The following is a 16,378-nucleotide window of genomic DNA, read 5'->3' on the forward strand; positions in this document are numbered from 1 at the left end:
CGGGTCGGTCACGCCCGCCGGGTCGGTCACGCCCGCCGGGTCGGTCACGCCCGCCGGGTCGGTCACGCCCGCCGGGTCGGTCACGCCCGCCGGGTCCGTGGGGTCCTCACCCCGGTCCAGGGCCTTCCACAGCTCCTCGGGGCGCTCCGGGTCGGGGGCGGGGCGCCCGCCGCGCCGGGGCCGGCCCCGGCCCGCGGCGGCGCCGGCTGACGCGCCCGCGCGCTCGTACCGGCCGGACATGGCGGGCCAGTCTCGACCGTAGCCCAGGGCGAGCACGCCCGCGAGCAGCAGCAGCGCACCGCCCGCCGCGGCGACCCACGGCCAGGGGGTGTACGCCACGTCGTGGATGGGGCTGTGGGTCAGACCGCTCACCTTGGACGCCTTCTCCTCCAGCGCCGCCTTGTCGGACGCGCCGAGGACCGCGCTGATGACGATGCCCGCGCCGCTGAGGGCGAGCAGCCCCGAGACGACGGTGCGGCCGAGGTGGCGGACGGCGAAGACCGCGACGAGCGCGGCGAGGCCGACGACCGCGAGCGCACCGGGCAGCCCGGTGATGTCATCGCCGTTCGCGCTCTGGGGAAGGTTCCCCTGGGCGACGGAGGCTGTGCCCTCGGCCCACTTGCGGCTGGTCGCCAGCAGGACGAGTGCGGCGCCGAGCGCACCGGCGAGCAGGGCGATGGCAAGGCTGCTCCGGCGGCCGCGCGCGGCGGGGGCGGAGGGCTCGTTCTCGGCCCGGGGCTGGGGTACGGCTGCTGCAGTCACGCGTACCACTATCCCCCACGGGGTACGGGGCCCGGATCGCGGGGATCCGGGATGAGCGGCCCGATACCGGTACACGCCCCTCCGGACGGGGGCGTACCGGCATCACCGCCCTGCCCCGGGGCCCGATACCGGTACACGCCCCTCCGGACGGGGCGTACCGGCATCACCGCCCTGCCCCGGGGTGGGCGCCGGGGGCGGGCGATGAGCGGCCCGATACCGGTACACGCCCCTCCGGACGGGGGCGTACCGGCATCACCGCCCTGCCCCGGGATGGGCGCCGGGGGCGGCCGGCGGCTACCGGCCCAGCCGGTTCGCGGAGTTCACCGCTCGCAGCACGGCGGCCGCCTTATTGCGGCACTCCGCGTCCTCGGCGGCCGGATCCGAGTCGGCGACGATCCCCGCTCCCGCCTGGACGTAGGCCGTACCGTCGCGCAGCAGCGCGGTACGGATGGCGATGGCGGTGTCGGAGTCGCCCGCGAAGTCGAGATAGCCGACGCAGCCCCCGTACAGCCCGCGGCGGCTGGGCTCCAGCTCCTCGATGATCTGCATCGCGCGCGGCTTGGGGGCGCCGGAGAGGGTGCCTGCGGGGAAGCACGCGGTGAGCACATCGAAGGCCGTGCGGCCCTCGGCGAGGTCGCCGGTGACCGTGGAGACGATGTGCATGACATGGCTGTAGCGCTCGATCGACATGAAGTCGACGACCTCGACGCTGCCGGGCTCGCAGACCCGTCCGAGGTCATTGCGCCCGAGGTCCACCAGCATCAGATGCTCGGCCCGCTCCTTGGGGTCCTCGAGCAGCTCCTCCGCGAGGGCGGTGTCCTCCTGCGGGGTGGCGCCCCGGGGGCGCGTACCGGCGATGGGGTGGACCATCGCGCGGCCGCCCTCCACCTTGACGAGGGCCTCCGGGCTGGAGCCCACCACGTCGAACCCCTCGAACCGGAAGAGATACATATACGGGCTCGGGTTGGTGGCCCGCAGCACCCGGTAGACATCGAGGGCGCTCGCCGAACAGGGCGTCTCGAACCGCTGCGAGGGGACGACCTGGAACGCCTCGCCCGACCGGATGCGCTCCTTGATGTCCTCGACGGCCGCCATGAAGTCCGGCCCGCCCCACAGCGCGGTGCAGTCGGGGAGCTCGGAGGCGGGCAGGGCGGTGGGCTCCGTGGGCACGGGGCGCACCAGATCGGCGGCCATCGCGTCGAGCCGCGCCACGGCGTCCGCGTACGCCTCGTCGACGCCCGTGTCGAGGTCATTGTGGTTGATCGCGTTGGCGATCAGCAGAACGGTGCCGTCCCAGTGGTCCAGTACGGCGAGGTCCGAGGTGAGCAGCATGGTCAGCTCGGGGAGCTTCAGATCGTCCCGCCCGTGCTCGCCGATCTTCTCCAGCCGGCGCACGATGTCATAGCCGAGATAGCCGACCATGCCGCCGGTGAAGGGCGGCATCTGGACCAGGCCACCGAGGTCGCGAGGGGTGTGCAGGGCCTCGACGGTGGCGCGCAGCGCCTGGAGGGGGTCGCCCTCCGTGGGGACGCCGACCGGCGGGGTGCCCAGCCAGTGGGTGCGGCCGTCGCGCTCGGTGAGGGTGGCGGCGCTGCGGACGCCGATGAAGGAGTAGCGGGACCAGGAGCGGCCGTTCTCGGCGGATTCGAGCAGGAAGGTGCCGGGGCGCTCGGCGGCCAGCTTGCGGTAGAGGCCCACGGGCGTGTCCCCGTCCGCCAGCAGCTTGCGGCTGACGGGGATGACGCGGCGATCGGCCGCCAGCTTGCGGAAGGTCTCGAGATCCATGGTGACAGGGTCCTGGGTCAAGGCTGGGGAGCCCAGCGGGAGACGGATGGGCCGGTGGGAGCCGGGCTACTGGCCGAGCGGGAGGACGTCGGCGTCGAAGCAGGTGCGGTCGCCGGTGTGGCAGGCGGCGCCGACCTGGTCGACCTTCACGAGGATGGTGTCGGCGTCGCAGTCCAGCGCGACGGATTTGACCAGCTGGACATGGCCGGAGGTGTCGCCCTTGACCCAGTACTCCCGGCGGCTGCGGCTCCAGTAGGTGCAGCGGCCGGTGGTGAGGGTGCGATGCAGCGCCTCGTCGTCCATCCAGCCGAGCATCAGCACTTCGCCGGTGTCGTACTGCTGGGCGATGGCGGGGACGAGCCCGTCGGCGCCGCGCTTGAGGCGGGCGGCGAGGGCCGGGTCGAGGGCGGAGGGGCGGTCGGGACCGGTCATGCGACCATTCTGCACGCCCGGGCGAGCGGAACCGCGAGCGCTCTCCCGGGGTGGTCTCAGGGCGTGATCTCGGGGGGTGGTCCAGGGCGTGGTCTCAAGACGTGATCCCGGGACGTGATCCCAGGACGTGATCCCAGGACGTGATCCCGGGACGTGATCCCAGGACGTGATCCCAGGACGTGATCCCAGGACGTGATCCCAGGACGTGATCCCAGGACGTGATCCCAGGACGTGATCCCAGGACGTGATCTCCCTGGCTCGTATGTCGGTGTTGATGGCCGCGATGTCAGGGCCCGATGGCCGCGATGTCAGGGAGATGGGGCATGCTTCGGACATGACGTTTCCGTCGCCGTCGCATGACCCCAACCGGCCTGGAAACGGCGGGGGGTTCGGTCCGCCGCCGCAGCAGCCACCACAGCCACAGGCCCAGCCACCGCAGCCACAGGCCCAGCCACCGCAGCAGGGCTTCGGGCCGCCGCCCGCGGTGGATCAGTCCGCGCCATCGGGCCCGCCCGCGCCTTCGAGCGGCGGATTCGGCCCGTACAACGCACCGGCCCTGCCGCCTGGCTCCCCGCCGCCGGGTGGTCTTCCGCCCGGCTCTCTTCCACCGGGCTTCCTGCCGCCTCCTCCCCCGCCGCCGCCCGGCACCGGCGGGTCCAAGGTCACGGCGATCGTGATCGCGACGGCGGTGGCCGTGGCGGTGGTCGTCGGCGCGATCGTCATCGGCGCCCGGGGCGGCGACGACGACACCGAGGCATCGGCCTCTACGCCCTCGCGCTCCCAGGGATCGGACAAGCCCCTGTCATCGCCGTCGGCCTCCGCGTCCGCCTCCGCCAGTCCCTCGGGTACGGAGGATCCCGGCCAGGGCGCGCCGCTGGGCGGCGGAAGCGACGCCTCCGACGAGGATCCGGCCGCCTCGGCCTCGGCGTCCCCGGAGTCGTCGGAGTCCGGCAGGCCCGGTGACAAGGTGCCGTATGTCGTGCTCAAGCCCGGTGAGTGCTTCGACCACCCGGCGATGGACAGCAGCGTCACCAAGGTGGAGACCCGGTCCTGCATGAGCCCGCACGACGGCGAGGTGATCGCCAACGAGACGCTGAGCGGTGACTTCTCCTCCGAGAAGGCCATTCAGACCAAGGCGCTCTCGCTGTGCGGGGCGGACGCCAAGAAGCGGCTGAAGAGCATCCCCAACGACGGACGGGTGTATTACTACTACGCGCTCTATCCGGAGCTGGGCACCTACACGGTCCAGGGCGAGGACAAGGTCTCCTGCGCGCTGACGCTGAGCGCGGGGCTGGACGGCGCGAAGCTGAGCAAGCGGCTGCCCGGCTGAACCGGCGGCCGGAAGCGACGCGCCCGTTGCCGGGCGGCATGGCAGGCGGCACGCGACGGCCGTAGGGTGGCGGTATGTCCACTCACGCGAAGCGCGAACGCCTGCTCCTCGCCGACCTCTTGGAGAGCGCGGGCCCCGCCGCCCCGACGCTGTGCGAGGGCTGGACCACCCGCGATCTGGCGGCCCATCTCGTGGTCCGTGAGCGCCGCCCCGACGCGGCCGCCGGCCTGCTGATCAAGCCGCTGGCCACCCGACTGGCCCGGGTGCAGGCCGAGTTCGCAGTGAAGCCGTACGAAGAGCTGCTCCAGCTGTTCCGCACCGGCCCGCCGCGGACGTCGCCGTTCGCGCTCAAGCAGGTGGACGAGGCGGCCAACAGCCTGGAGTTCTACATCCACGGCGAGGACGTCCGCCGCGCCCAGCCGCAGTGGACGCCGCGCGAACTCGACCCCGTCTTCGCCGATGTGCTCTGGGCCCGCATCGAGCGCGTCGCGCGGGTGTTCGGCCGCCGCTCCCCGGTCGGTCTGGTGCTGCGCCGCCCGGACGGCCGCACGGTGGTCGCCCACCGGGGCGTCCCGGTCGTCACGGTCACCGGCGAACCGGGCGAGCTGGCCCTCTTCCTCTACGGCCGCCAGAACGCCGCCCGGGTCGAGCTGGACGGTGACAAGGAGGCGGTGGCCGCGGTGCAGGAAGCCAAGCTCGGCATCTGAGGGCGGCTGCGGCGACGGCCTGCTCGTCCGCAAGCTTGCCGCCGTCTCGTTCACCACCGACCGGCTGCTGTGTCGGCCGATCGAGCCCCCGGCGTGCACGTCAGCAGGTCTCGCGGACGTAGTCGTCGCTGCCCGGGGGTGTGACGTTCTCGTCCCGGCGGACGATGCTGAGCTGGTCGCCCCAGCCCTCGCATGCCTTGGCGAAGCCCTCGTCGGTGTACTCGACCACGACGAGGCGATCGTCGTAGGCGTCCGCGAAGTCACCGCACTCGTCTCGTTCACCACCGACCGGCTGCTGTGTCGGCCGATCGAGCCCCCGGCGTGCACGTCAGCAGGTCTCGCGGACGTAGTCGTCGCTGCCCGGGGGCGTGACGTTCTGGTCCCGGCGGACGATGCTGAGCTGGTCGCCCCAGCCCTCGCATGCCTTGGCGAAGCCCTCGTCGGTGTACTCGACCACGACGACGCGATCGTCGTAGGCGTCCGCGAAGTCACCGCACTCGTCGTACTGGCCGCACTCCTCGACCACCGCGAAGTCCAGCCCGGTCTTCTTCCGGCCGGGGAGGAGTTCGGCGGTGTTCTTCTGCGCGATGGCCAGGCCCTTGGCGTGGGCGTGCTTCGACAGCAGGGTGATGAACGCCTGTGCGTCGGCGGTGGTCAGCAGACCGTGGGAGCGTTCATAGCTGTCGTAGTTGTCGGGCTCGACGGCGTCGAAGTCCTTGTCGGCGCAGCCGTCGAGCCACCGGTTGACCTTGGCGGCCGCCCGTTCGCGCTTGTCGGCGGTGCCGATGTCCAGCAGCGGTTCCTTCCACCGCTTGTCGATGACGGTGTCGCCGTTGCCGTCGTGTAGCAGCAGATCCTCGGGCCAGGTGTTGCGTTCGCCCGGCTGGACCTGGAAGGCGTTGACGTAGCAGATGGAGTAGAGCCCGTCCGCCGGGGACGCCGTACGGTCGCGGCTGACGATGTCGACGCCCTTTCGCGGGGTGTACGCCCCGCCCAGCTGATAGTCGAATCCGCCGTGGACGTGCGGCAGCGCCGGCTCGGTGGCGTCGCCTGCCCCCGAGGACGTACAGCCGGTCAGTACGGCGGAGGCGGCGGCCAAGGCCATCGTGGAGGCCACCGCCCGCGAACGACGACGGCGGACAGTGTGGTGGGCGGGCATGCGGCACTCCAGCATCGGCGGGTGAGGATCCAAGCGGGCGGCGGGCGGCCGCGTCACGTACCCGGCCGCCGGGCCCACACCTCTTGGACAACGCCGTAGTCGATCACATGGATCCCCTCCCGCCGCGGCAGTTCACGCGCCTGTGAGGACATCAGGAACGCGTAGTCGCTGTGGATGAGCACCCGTGCGTCGGGCGCAAACCCCAGCGGCTCACTCGGCCCATGTCGTTCCACGGCCTCAGTCCGAGCCGCGGGCACGGCGGTTGGCACCCGGTTATTGGAGGCCGGCCGCGGGGCGGACCACGATCTCGTTGACGTCGACCTCGGGCGGCTGGCTGATCGCGTAGGCGATGGCGTCCGCGATCGCCGAGGCGGGGAGGGCCACGGAGCGGTACGCCTCCATGTCCTTGCGGGCGCGCGGGTCGGAGATGGAGTCGGCGAGTTCGGACTCGGTGACGCCCGGGGAGACCACGCTGACCCGGATGTCCCCGGTCGACTCCTGGCGCAGCCCCTCCGAGATGGCGCGTACGGCGAACTTGGTGCCGCAGTACACCGCGGCGGTGGGCACCACCTCGTACGCGCCGACCGAAGCCATGTTCACGATGTGCCCGGCGCCCTGGTCCTTCATCACCGGCAGGGCCGCGGCGATGCCGTAGAGGACGCCGCGCACATTCACGTCGATCATCCGGTCCCACTCCTCGACCCTCAGCGCCTCCAGCGGCGAGAGCGGCATGATCCCGGCGTTGTTGACCATCACGTCCACCCGGCCGTAGAGCTCCCGGGCGGCGGTCACGAAGGTTCGCATGGCGGTGGCGTCGGTGACGTCCAGCTGCTGGAACGCCCCGCTTCCGCCGGCGGTGGTGATCTCCTCGACCAGCTCCTCCAGCCGGTCGGTGCGCCGCGCGCCCAGAAAAATCCGGTGGCCGTCGGCGGCCAGGCGGCGGGCGGTCGCCGCTCCGATCCCACTGCTCGCCCCGGTGATCAGCACGACCTTGGCTGGTTCGGCCATGGCGGACCCCTCTCGTCCCTGGTGCGGTTCTGTCCTGTCCCACCGAGTCTGGGCTGGTCAGCGGCCATCTACCAGGACGCGATCTTCCTGGGTGGGGTGCTCCCACCCGCGAGGCACGGCTGACCTGGGCCTCGGCAACATTCTGCGCACGCGCCACCGGGGCCTGCGACCGGAGAGCGTTGGGGGCAGGTGCGCCCCGTCCCCGAACCCTTGGGTCAGCGGACCGGGTGCCCCGCGTCCCGCAGCGCGTCCTTCACCTGGCTGATCCGCAGATCGCCGAAGTGGAACACCGACGCCGCCAGCACCGCATCGGCGCCCGCGGCCACCGCCGGGGGGAAGTCGGTGAGCCTGCCGGCGCCGCCGCTGGCGATGACCGGGACGGTGACGTGCTTGCGGACGGCCTCGATCATGGCCGTGTCATAGCCGTCCTTCGTACCGTCGGCGTCCATGGAGTTGAGCAGGATCTCCCCTGCGCCCAGCTCGGCCGCGCGGTGGGCCCATTCGACGGCGTCGACGCCGGTGCCGCGGCGGCCGCCGTGGGTGGTGACCTCGTAGCCGGAGGGGGTCACGGTGCCCTCGGGGCAGCGGCGGGCGTCGACCGAGAGGACGAGGACCTGGCTGCCGAAGCGCTGGGAGATCTCGCGGATGAGCTCGGGGCGGGCGATGGCGGCGGTGTTGACGCCGACCTTGTCCGCTCCGGCGCGCAGCAGCTTGTCGACGTCCTCCGTGGTACGGACGCCGCCGCCCACGGTGAGCGGAATGAAGACCTGCTCGGCGGTGCGACGGACGACGTCGTACGTGGTCTCGCGGTTGCCGGAGGAGGCGGTGATGTCGAGGAAGGTCAGCTCGTCGGCGCCCTCCTCGCCGTAGATCTTGGCCATCTCGACCGGGTCGCCCGCGTCGCGCAGGTTCTGGAAGTTGACTCCCTTGACGACCCGGCCGTTGTCCACGTCCAGGCAGGGGATGACTCGGACCGCCAGGGTCATGTCTGCCGTGCTCCTCGGAATGCTTCCAATTCGACTTCCACCAGGACGCGCGAGTCGACGAAGCCGGACACCACGACGAGGGTCGCGGCGGGGCGTACGGCGTCGAAGAGCTCCTTGTGGGCGCGCCCCACCTCGTCCACGTCGCGGGCGTGGGTGAGATACATCCGGGTGCGGATGACCGATTCGACGCTCAGGTCGAACTTCGCGAGCGCGTCGAGCGCATGACGGAAGGCGGCGAGCGTCTGTTCGTACGGGTCGCCCTCGCCTTCCAGGACGCCGTGCTCCGCGAGCGGCATCGTCCCGGAGACGACCACCAGATCACCGGCCTCGACGGCCCGTGCGAAGCCGATGGTCTCCTCCCAGGGGCTGCCGGTCTGGACCCGACGTGCGATCTCGGGTGAGGTCATACGGATACCGCCTCCAACGCCTCTTCCAAGGTGAACGCCTTGGCATAGAGGGCCTTCCCGACGATCGCGCCCTCAACGCCTTCGGGTACCAGAGTCGCAAGGGCACGCAGGTCATCAAGGGAGGAAACGCCGCCCGAGGCGACGACGGGCTTTTCGGTGGCGGCGCAGACATTGCGCAGCAGCTCCACGTTGGGGCCCTGGAGGGTGCCGTCCTTGGCGATGTCGGTGACGACGTAGCGCGCGCAGCCCTCGGAGTCGAGGCGGGCGAGGGTCTCGTAGAGGTCGCCGCCGTCGCGGGTCCAGCCGCGGCCGCGCAGGGTGGTGCCGCGGACGTCGAGGCCGACGGCGATACGGTCACCGTGCTCGGCGATGATCTTGGCGACCCACTCGGGGGACTCCAGCGCCGCCGTGCCGAGGTTGACCCGGGTGCAGCCGGTGGCGAGGGCGGCGGCGAGGGAGGCGTCGTCGCGGATGCCGCCGGACAGCTCGACCTTGAGGTCCATGGCCCGCGCGACCTCGGCGATCTGCTCGCGGTTGTCGCCGGTGCCGAAGGCGGCGTCCAGGTCCACCAGATGCAGCCACTCGGCACCCGCCCGCTGCCACGCGAGGGCGGCTTCCATCGGGTCGCCGTACGACGTCTCGGAGCCGGACTCGCCGTGGACGAGCCGGACGGCCTGGCCGTCGCGGACGTCAACGGCGGGGAGGAGTTCCAGGCGGTGCGTGGGCATGTGGGGAACCTTAGGGTGAGAGGGTGCGGACGGGGCGGTCAGAGCGTGTCGAGCCAGTTGCGGAGCAGCCGCGCTCCCGCGTCGCCGGACTTCTCGGGGTGGAACTGAGTGGCCCACAGCGGGCCGTTCTCCACGGCGGCGACGAACGGCTCGCCATGGGTGGTCCAGGCCACCTTGGGGGCGGGGATGTGCGGGCTGGTCACCTCGAGCTCCCAGGTCCGGACGGCGTAGGAGTGGACGAAGTAGAAGCGCTCGCCCTCGTCAAGACCCGCGAACAGCTGGGAGTCCTCGGGCGCCTTGACCGTGTTCCAGCCCATGTGGGGGACGACGGGAGCACGCAACGGCTCGACCGTGCCGGGCCACTCGTCGAGCCCCTCGGCCTCGACACCGTGCTCGATGCCGCGCGCGAAGAGGATCTGCATGCCGACGCAGATGCCCATGACCGGGCGGCCACCGGCCAGCCGGCGCCCCACGATCCAGTCGCCGCGCGCCTCGCGCAGCCCCTGCATACAGGCCGCGAAGGCGCCGACGCCGGGGACGAGGAGGCCGTCGGCGGCCATGGCCTTGTCGTAGTCGCGGGTGATCTCGACATCGGCGCCGGCATGCGCGAGCGCGCGCTCGGCGGACCGGACGTTGCCGAATCCGTAGTCGAAGACGACGACCTTCTTGGTGCCCTCGCTCAATTCCAGACCTCCAGCCGCAGGATTCCGGCCAGCAGAGACATCGTGGCGCCCACGCCGAGCAGCACGATCACGCCCTTGGGCAGCCCCTGCTTGACGAAGGAGATCACCCCGCCGAGCAGGAACAGCCCCACCAGGATGAACGCCGTGGACAGCCCACTCACAGCATCTTTCCGTTCGCCCCGCCGCGGCAGCGGCTGATGTCACCGTCGCCCGCGCGGCGACGGCGCGGCTCGAATGTCGGCAGCGGCCCGGCGGCCGCGCGTGCGACGCTCACAGGGCCCCCTTCGTGGAGGGCAGAATGCCCGCCGCCCGCGGGTCGCGCTCGCTCGCGTACCGCAGCGCCCGCGCCAGCGCCTTGAACTGGCACTCCACGATGTGGTGGGCGTTGCGCCCGTACGGGACGTGGACGTGCAGGGCGATCTGCGCCTGGGCCACGAAGGACTCCAGGATGTGGCGCGTCATCGTGGTGTCGTAGGTGCCGATCATCGGCGCCATGTTCTCCGGCTCGCTGTGCACCAGGTACGGGCGGCCGGAGAGGTCGACGGTCACCTGGGCCAGCGACTCGTCCAGCGGCACCGTGCAGTTGCCGAAGCGGTAGATGCCGACCTTGTCGCCGAGCGCCTGCTTGAAGGCGGCGCCGAGCGCGAGGGCGGTGTCCTCGATGGTGTGGTGGGTGTCGATGTGCAGGTCGCCCTCGGTCTTGACTGTGAGGTCGAAGAGGCCGTGGCGGCCGAGCTGGTCGAGCATGTGGTCGTAGAAGCCCACACCGGTCGACACATCGACCTGGCCGGTGCCGTCGAGGTCGATCTCGACGACGACCGAGGTCTCCTTGGTCGTACGCTCCACGCGTCCCACGCGGGTCATGCGCTCTTCTCCTTCATCAGCTCGCGTACCGCGTCGAGGAACGCGTCGTTCTCGGTGGGGGTGCCCGCGGTGACCCGCAGCCATCCAGGTACGCCGTTGTCGCGGACCAGGACGCCTCGGTCCAGCAGGGACCGCCACGCCGCGTGGGCGTCCTCGAAGCGTCCGAACTGCACGAAGTTGGCGTCGGAGTCGGTCACCTGGCAGCCGATGGCGCGCAGCTCGCGCACCAGCCGGTCGCGCTCGGCCTTGAGCGCCTCGACGTACCCCAGCAGCGTATCGGTGTGCTCGAGGGCGGCCAGCGCGGTGGCCTGGGTGACGGCGGACAGGTGGTACGGCAGCCGGACGAGCTGGACGGCGTCCACCACGGCCGGGTGCGCGGCGAGATAGCCGAGCCGCAGCCCGGCGGCGCCGAACGCCTTGGACATGGTCCGGGAGAGGACCAGGTTCGGGCGGCCGTCGATCAGCGGGAGCAGCGACGGGCGGTGGCTGAACTCCCCGTACGCCTCGTCCACGACCACGAGCGCCCCGGCGCTCTCGGCCCTGGCCGCCTGCGCCGCCTCGTACAGGGCGAGCACCGTCTCGGCCTCGACGGCCGTCCCCGTCGGATTGTTCGGGGAGGTGATGAAGACGACGTCGGGGCGGTGCTCGGCGATGGCCTTACAGGCGGCGTCCACATCGATGGTGAAATCGGGATTCCGCGGACCGGAGATCCAGCCGGTGCCGGTGGAGCGCGAGATCAGCGCGTGCATCGAGTACGAGGGCTCGAAGCCGATCGCGGTGCGCCCCGGCCCGCCGAAGGTCTGGAGCAGCTGCTGCAGCACCTCGTTGGACCCGTTGGCCGCCCACACCTGGGCCGGCCCCACCTCGAGCCCGGCCGTACGGCTCAGATACCGCGCCAGCTCGGTGCGGAGCTCCGTCGCGTCCCGGTCCGGGTAGCGGTTGAGGGAACGGGCCGCCTCGGCGACCCGCTCCGCGATCCGCGCCACGAGCGGCTCGGGCAGCGGATACGGGTTCTCGTTGGTGTTCAGCCGGACGGGGACATCGAGCTGCGGGGCGCCGTACGGGGACTTGCCACGGAGCTCGTCCCGGATCGGGAGATCGTCAATGCCGGTCACTTGCTCGGTGGCACCTTCCAGTCGAACCTTGCCTTCACCGCGGCGCCGTGGGCGGGCAGATCCTCCGCCTCGGCGAGGGTCACCACATGGCCCGCGACCTCGGCCAGCGCCTCGCGGCTGTAGTCCACCACGTGGATGCCGCGCAGGAAGGACTGCACGGACAGCCCCGAGGAGTGGCAGGCGCAGCCGCCCGTGGGCAGCACATGGTTGGAGCCCGCGGCGTAGTCGCCGAGCGAGACGGGTGCGTACGTCCCGACGAAGATCGCCCCGGCGTTGCGCACCCGGGCCGCGACCGCCGCCGCGTCCTTGGTCTGGATCTCCAGGTGCTCCGCCCCGTACGCGTCCACGACGGCCAGGCCCTGTTCGAGCCCGTCGACCAGCACGATGCCGGACTGCCGCCCGCTCAGGGCCGGGGTGATCCGGTCCTCGACGTGCTTGGTCGCGCCGACCTGGACCTCCAGCTGCTTCTCGACCGCGCTCGCCAGCTCCTCGGAGTCGGTGACCAGCACGGATGCGGCCAGCGGGTCGTGCTCGGCCTGACTGATCAGGTCCGCGGCGACATGCACCGGGTCGGCGGTCGCGTCGGCGAGGATCGCGATCTCGGTGGGACCGGCCTCGGCGTCGATGCCGATCCGCCCCTTGAGCAGCCGCTTGGCCGCGGCGACCCAGATATTGCCCGGCCCGGTCACCATCGCGGCCGGACGGCACTCCTGCGTGCCGTACGCGAACATCGCCACGGCCTGGGCACCGCCCGCCGCGTACACCTCATCGACGCCCAGCAGCGCACAGGCCGCCAGGATCGTGGGGTGCGGCAGTCCGCCGAATGCCTTCTGCGGCGGCGAGGCGACGGCCATCGAGCCGACCCCGGCCTCCTGCGCGGGCACCACGTTCATCACCACGGAGGACGGATAGACCGATCGACCGCCCGGTACGTACAGTCCCACGCGCTCCACCGGCACCCAGCGCTCGGTGACCGTACCGCCCGGCACGACCTGCGTGGTGTGGTCGGCGCGCCGCTGCTCGCGGTGGACCAGCCGGGCCCGCCGGATGGACTCCTCCAGGGCCGCCCGCACGGCCGGGTCCAGCTCGGCCAGGGCGCGCTCCAGCGCCTCGGCCGGTACCCGGACCTGCTCTATCGTGACGCCGTCGAACCGATGCGCGTAGTCGATCAGCGCCGCCGTGCCACGATGGCGCACGTCGTCGCAGATGGGCCGCACCTTCTCCAGGGCGGCCTCGACGTCGAGCTCGGCACGGGGCAGCAGGTCACGGTCGATGCCGCCCTCCGGGAAGGCGGCACCGCGCAGATCGATTCGGGAGATCACGCGATCAATTGTCTCAGACCCGCACCGGCGCCCCTCCCCCTGTATCAGCCAGTGATACGACCCCCTAAGTTGGCCCTGACCGTTGGCGTTCAACCGGTTACTCAGCGGGCATGTGGTCCGTACGGGGATACGGAGAACAGGAGGGCACACGGCTGTGACCGAGCCGCACGATGGCGACCCGCCCCCGGGGCTCGACCTGACCACCGCGGAGTGGGGCATGTGGCAGGCGTTCCGCAACGGCAGCACCCACGATCTGCGCACCTCCCACCCCCAGCGGAACGACCCCGCCGGCCCCTATGCCTGGGGACCCGAGCGCAGCGTGCGCGCGCGCGTCGTCGCCCTCCTGCTGCTGGACGGGCCGCCCGCCCAGCCGGGCCGGGTCGCCGCGCTCAAGCTCAACGGGGTGCACATCACCGGCACGCTCGACCTGGCCGGCGGGGTGATCAATCCCTATGTCGAGCTGAAGAACTGCCGCTTCGAGCGGGAGGTCCTGCTCCCCGAGTCGCATTTCACCACCCTGCGCCTGGTGGGCTGCGCCCTGCCCCGGCTGGAGGCGGCCCGGCTGCGCACCGAGGGCGATCTGCATCTGCCGCGCTGTGTGGTCGAGCACGGCATCCGGCTCACCGACGCCCACATCGGCACGGACTTACTCCTCAACCAGCTGATCGTGCGCCGGGACCGCCGGGGCATGTCGATCAGCGCCGACGGGCTGACCGTCGCCCAGGACTTCCAGGCCGACATGATCGAGTCGTACGGCGAGCTGAGCCTGCGCGGCGCGCAGGTCGGCGTGTCGCTCAGCCTGCGCGGCAGCCGGCTGCGCAATCCGTACGGGCGCCGCGCGCTCAACGCGCCGCAGCTGACCGTCGAGCGCAGCCTGTATCTCACCACGGGCGGGGTCAGCACCTACTCCAGCGGCTCCACCCCACCGTACGGCACCGCCTCCACGCCCACGCGTGGCACCCGCATCCAGCGCTTCGAATGCGAGGGCGGGGTCCGGCTGGACGACGGGCGCATCGGCGACGCCATCGACTTCGACCAGGCCCGCTTCATCATGGAGAACGACCAGGAGCTGTCGCTGCGCCGCGTCCAGACCCCCGAGCTGCGCTTCATCGGGGAGCGGCCGCAGCGCGGTCGGGTCATCCTGTCCGGCGCCCGGGTCGTCAACCTCGTCGACAAATCGGTGAGCTGGCCGGGGCCCGGCGGGCTGACCATGGCCGGGTTCTCCTACGAATGCCTGATCCCGCGCGGCCACTTCCCGCTGTCCCGGCGGCTGGAGTGGGTGGCCGCCGCAACCCCGGAGTACGCGCCCGAGCCGTACGAGATGCTGGCGAACTCGCTGCGCGCCGGCGGCGAGGACGCCGACGCGCGCGAGGTGCTGCTCGCCAAGCAGCGCCGCCGCCGCGAAACCCTGCCGCCCGCCGGGAAGCTGTGGGGGTATCTCCAGGACTGGACCGTGGCCTACGGCTACCGCCCCGGGCGGGCGGCGGTGTGGATGGCGGTGCTGTGGGCGGTCGGCTCCGTCTTCTTCGCCCACAACAGACCCGAGGCCATCAAGCCGGGCGAATCCCCGCACTGGAACGCGACGCTGTACACCCTCGACCTGCTGATCCCGGTCATCGATCTGGGCCAGGACGGCTATTGGAAACCCGACGGGGCGGTCCAATGGGCGGCCATCGTGATGATCCTGCTGGGCTGGGTGCTGGCGACCACGATCGCCGCCGGCGCATCCCGGCTGCTGCGCCGTCAGTGAAGCCGGACGCGCGGGGCCATTAGGCTTACGCCCCGTGACCTCCGCGCGCCTTCCGCTCTTCCCCCTGAACACGGTGCTGTTCCCGGGGCTCGTCATGCCCCTGAACGTCTTCGAACAGCGGTACCGCTCCCTGATGCGCGATCTGTCGGCGCTTCCCGAGGACGCGCCACGCCGGTTCGGGGTGATCGCGATCCGGGACGGCTATGAGGTCGCCCCCAGCGCGATCGGCCTCCCCGACGCCGTCACCCTGCCCGATCGCGGCCCCGCCGCCGGGTTCGGCCCGGATCCCGCCAAGTCCTTCTACACCGTCGGCTGCGTCGCGGACGCGGCCACCATCCGGGAAAAGGAGGACGGCACCTTCGAGGTGCTCGCCACCGGCACCACCCGCTTCGAACTGCTCTCCGTCGACTCCTCCGGCCCCTATCTCACCGCCGAGGTCAAGGAGCTGGAAGAAGAGCAGGGGGACGGCGCCGGGGCGCTGGCCTCGGGGGTCGTACGGGCCTTCCGCACTTACCAGAAGCGGCTCGCGGGCGCCCGCGAACGCACCCTCACCGCCGAACAGGACCTGCCGGGCGAGCCGTCCGTGCTCTCCTACCTCGTCGCGGCCGCCGCCGTCCTGGACACGCCCGCCAAGCAGCGGCTGCTCCAGGCCCCGGACACGGCCAGCCGACTGGCCGAGGAGCTGAAATTGCTGCGCGCCGAGAGCGCGGTCATCGGTAAGCTCCCGTCGCTCCCCGCCGTCGATCTGACCCGCCGCCCCACCAGCCCCAACTGACGCATCGGATATGGCCAAGAAGCCCAGGAAGAACTCCGTCGGCACCCCCGCCACCACGGCCCTGACCGCCGCGGGGACGCCCTTCACCCTGCACTCCTACGACCACGACCCGGCAGCCCCCTCCTACGGCGAGGAGGCCGCGACGGCGCTCGGCGTCGCACCGGGCCGGGTCTTCAAGACCCTGATCGCCAGCGTCGACGACCGGCTCACCGTGGCGATCGTCCCCGTCTCCGCGACCCTCGACCTCAAGGCCCTCGCGGCGGCCGTCGGCGGCAAGCGGGCCACGATGGCGGACCCGGCGGCGGCCGAGCGCACCACGGGCTACGTCCGCGGCGGCATCTCTCCCCTGGGCCAGCGCAAGCGTCTCCCCACGGCCCTGGACGCGTCGGCGTCCGCCTACGAGACCATCTGCGTCTCGGCGGGCCGCCGCGGCCTGGAGGTGGAGCTCTCCCCCACGGCCCTGGCGACGCTCACGGACGCGGTCCTCGCCCCGATCGCCCGCCCCAACGCGTAGCGAGTGCCGGGCCCCCGCCCCGGCACCCCTGCACCCGGAAGCGAGCTACCG

The 16,378-nt window shown here is 71.8% G+C and carries 18 protein-coding genes and 2 pseudogenes; 5 read left to right on the plus strand and 15 right to left on the minus strand.

Annotated elements, in window-relative coordinates; genetic code table 11:
• Positions 1–96: 96 nt before the first annotated feature.
• The 3 genes and pseudogenes from ABZU99_RS12195 to hisI form a co-directional block, all read right to left on the minus strand.
• Positions 97–762, minus strand: a pseudogene (locus ABZU99_RS12195) (TIGR02234 family membrane protein); the annotation flags it as partial.
• A gap of 294 nt (positions 763–1,056) precedes the next feature.
• On the minus strand, positions 1,057–2,568 hold the full coding sequence (locus ABZU99_RS12200; RefSeq protein WP_356046815.1) for an anthranilate synthase component I: 1,512 nt from the start codon (positions 2,566–2,568) through the stop codon (positions 1,057–1,059).
• A gap of 45 nt (positions 2,569–2,613) precedes the next feature.
• Positions 2,614–2,979: a phosphoribosyl-AMP cyclohydrolase gene (gene hisI, locus ABZU99_RS12205; RefSeq protein WP_356046813.1), complete on the minus strand. Its 366-nt coding sequence runs from the start codon at positions 2,977–2,979 to the stop codon at positions 2,614–2,616.
• A 673-nt stretch (positions 2,980–3,652) separates the two neighbouring features.
• Here hisI and ABZU99_RS12210 point away from each other — a divergent pair.
• Both ABZU99_RS12210 and ABZU99_RS12215 read left to right on the plus strand, forming a co-directional pair.
• On the plus strand, positions 3,653–4,309 hold the full coding sequence (locus ABZU99_RS12210) for a hypothetical protein (protein ID WP_356046811.1): 657 nt from the start codon (positions 3,653–3,655) through the stop codon (positions 4,307–4,309).
• Between the two features lie 74 nt (positions 4,310–4,383).
• The gene (locus tag ABZU99_RS12215) at positions 4,384–5,016 is read left to right on the plus strand and encodes a TIGR03085 family metal-binding protein (RefSeq protein WP_355939453.1); all 633 of its coding nucleotides are present in this window, start codon (positions 4,384–4,386) and stop codon (positions 5,014–5,016) included.
• Positions 5,017–5,116: 100 nt separating this feature from the next.
• Here the strand turns inward: ABZU99_RS12215 and ABZU99_RS12220 are convergent.
• The 12 genes and pseudogenes from ABZU99_RS12220 to hisD form a co-directional block, all read right to left on the minus strand.
• Positions 5,117–5,299: pseudogene (locus tag ABZU99_RS12220) on the minus strand (hypothetical protein); the annotation flags it as partial.
• Between the two features lie 45 nt (positions 5,300–5,344).
• Entirely contained in the window at positions 5,345–6,175 is an 831-nt protein-coding gene (locus ABZU99_RS12225; protein WP_356046808.1) for an endo alpha-1,4 polygalactosaminidase, read from the minus strand.
• Positions 6,176–6,228: 53 nt separating this feature from the next.
• Positions 6,229–6,408, minus strand: coding sequence for a hypothetical protein (locus tag ABZU99_RS12230; RefSeq protein WP_355939447.1), 180 nt, complete (start codon positions 6,406–6,408; stop codon positions 6,229–6,231).
• Positions 6,409–6,448: 40 nt separating this feature from the next.
• A complete protein-coding gene (locus tag ABZU99_RS12235) occupies positions 6,449–7,183 on the minus strand; it encodes an SDR family oxidoreductase (RefSeq protein ID WP_356046806.1) in 735 nt (244 codons plus the stop codon).
• 215 nt (positions 7,184–7,398) lie between these two features.
• Complete coding sequence (hisF, locus tag ABZU99_RS12240) at positions 7,399–8,169, minus strand: imidazole glycerol phosphate synthase subunit HisF (RefSeq protein ID WP_355939441.1); 771 nt, start codon at positions 8,167–8,169, stop codon at positions 7,399–7,401.
• Positions 8,166–8,576: a RidA family protein gene (locus tag ABZU99_RS12245; protein WP_355939439.1), complete on the minus strand. Its 411-nt coding sequence runs from the start codon at positions 8,574–8,576 to the stop codon at positions 8,166–8,168. Before ABZU99_RS12245 ends, hisF begins: the two co-directional genes overlap by 4 nt.
• Positions 8,573–9,304: a bifunctional 1-(5-phosphoribosyl)-5-((5-phosphoribosylamino)methylideneamino)imidazole-4-carboxamide isomerase/phosphoribosylanthranilate isomerase PriA gene (priA, locus tag ABZU99_RS12250; RefSeq protein ID WP_355939436.1), complete on the minus strand. Its 732-nt coding sequence runs from the start codon at positions 9,302–9,304 to the stop codon at positions 8,573–8,575. The genes ABZU99_RS12245 and priA overlap by 4 nt, the downstream gene beginning before the upstream one ends.
• A 38-nt stretch (positions 9,305–9,342) precedes the next feature.
• Positions 9,343–9,987 (minus strand): imidazole glycerol phosphate synthase subunit HisH, encoded by a 645-nt coding sequence (gene hisH / locus ABZU99_RS12255; protein ID WP_355939433.1) that lies wholly within the window; start codon positions 9,985–9,987, stop codon positions 9,343–9,345.
• Entirely contained in the window at positions 9,984–10,148 is a 165-nt protein-coding gene (locus ABZU99_RS12260) for a hypothetical protein (RefSeq protein WP_355939430.1), read from the minus strand. The genes hisH and ABZU99_RS12260 overlap by 4 nt, the downstream gene beginning before the upstream one ends.
• Before the next feature lie 109 nt (positions 10,149–10,257).
• Positions 10,258–10,851 (minus strand): imidazoleglycerol-phosphate dehydratase HisB, encoded by a 594-nt coding sequence (gene hisB / locus ABZU99_RS12265; protein ID WP_355939426.1) that lies wholly within the window; start codon positions 10,849–10,851, stop codon positions 10,258–10,260.
• Positions 10,848–11,966: a histidinol-phosphate transaminase gene (locus ABZU99_RS12270; protein WP_355939423.1), complete on the minus strand. Its 1,119-nt coding sequence runs from the start codon at positions 11,964–11,966 to the stop codon at positions 10,848–10,850. The genes hisB and ABZU99_RS12270 overlap by 4 nt, the downstream gene beginning before the upstream one ends.
• A complete protein-coding gene (hisD, locus tag ABZU99_RS12275) occupies positions 11,963–13,288 on the minus strand; it encodes a histidinol dehydrogenase (protein ID WP_356046802.1) in 1,326 nt (441 codons plus the stop codon). The genes ABZU99_RS12270 and hisD overlap by 4 nt, the downstream gene beginning before the upstream one ends.
• Positions 13,289–13,442: 154 nt before the next feature.
• Here hisD and ABZU99_RS12280 point away from each other — a divergent pair, with 154 nt between their 5' ends.
• From ABZU99_RS12280 to ybaK, 3 genes are read left to right on the plus strand one after another with little or no spacing between them, the layout of a single operon-like run.
• The gene (locus ABZU99_RS12280; RefSeq protein WP_355939417.1) at positions 13,443–15,038 is read left to right on the plus strand and encodes an oxidoreductase; all 1,596 of its coding nucleotides are present in this window, start codon (positions 13,443–13,445) and stop codon (positions 15,036–15,038) included.
• Positions 15,039–15,072: 34 nt separating this feature from the next.
• The gene (locus tag ABZU99_RS12285) at positions 15,073–15,813 is read left to right on the plus strand and encodes an LON peptidase substrate-binding domain-containing protein (RefSeq protein WP_356046800.1); all 741 of its coding nucleotides are present in this window, start codon (positions 15,073–15,075) and stop codon (positions 15,811–15,813) included.
• A gap of 10 nt (positions 15,814–15,823) precedes the next feature.
• The gene (ybaK, locus tag ABZU99_RS12290; RefSeq protein WP_355939411.1) at positions 15,824–16,327 is read left to right on the plus strand and encodes a Cys-tRNA(Pro) deacylase; all 504 of its coding nucleotides are present in this window, start codon (positions 15,824–15,826) and stop codon (positions 16,325–16,327) included.
• Positions 16,328–16,378 lie beyond the last annotated feature (51 nt).

This window comes from Streptomyces sp. NPDC005266, assembly GCF_040607655.1.
In the GTDB taxonomy this organism is placed as follows: Bacteria; Actinomycetota; Actinomycetes; order Streptomycetales; family Streptomycetaceae; genus Streptomyces.

Coding starts and splice junctions, on each gene's coding strand:
- hisI (WP_356046813.1), bottom strand. CDS start 2,979: ATGACCGGTCCCGACCGCCCCTCCGCCCTCGACCCGGCCCTCGCCGCC.
- ABZU99_RS12215 (WP_355939453.1), top strand. CDS start 4,384: ATGTCCACTCACGCGAAGCGCGAACGCCTGCTCCTCGCCGACCTCTTG.
- ABZU99_RS12225 (WP_356046808.1), bottom strand. CDS start 6,175: ATGCCCGCCCACCACACTGTCCGCCGTCGTCGTTCGCGGGCGGTGGCC.
- ABZU99_RS12235 (WP_356046806.1), bottom strand. CDS start 7,183: ATGGCCGAACCAGCCAAGGTCGTGCTGATCACCGGGGCGAGCAGTGGG.
- hisF (WP_355939441.1), bottom strand. CDS start 8,169: ATGACCCTGGCGGTCCGAGTCATCCCCTGCCTGGACGTGGACAACGGC.
- ABZU99_RS12245 (WP_355939439.1), bottom strand. CDS start 8,576: ATGACCTCACCCGAGATCGCACGTCGGGTCCAGACCGGCAGCCCCTGG.
- priA (WP_355939436.1), bottom strand. CDS start 9,304: ATGCCCACGCACCGCCTGGAACTCCTCCCCGCCGTTGACGTCCGCGAC.
- hisB (WP_355939426.1), bottom strand. CDS start 10,851: ATGACCCGCGTGGGACGCGTGGAGCGTACGACCAAGGAGACCTCGGTC.
- ybaK (WP_355939411.1), top strand. CDS start 15,824: ATGGCCAAGAAGCCCAGGAAGAACTCCGTCGGCACCCCCGCCACCACG.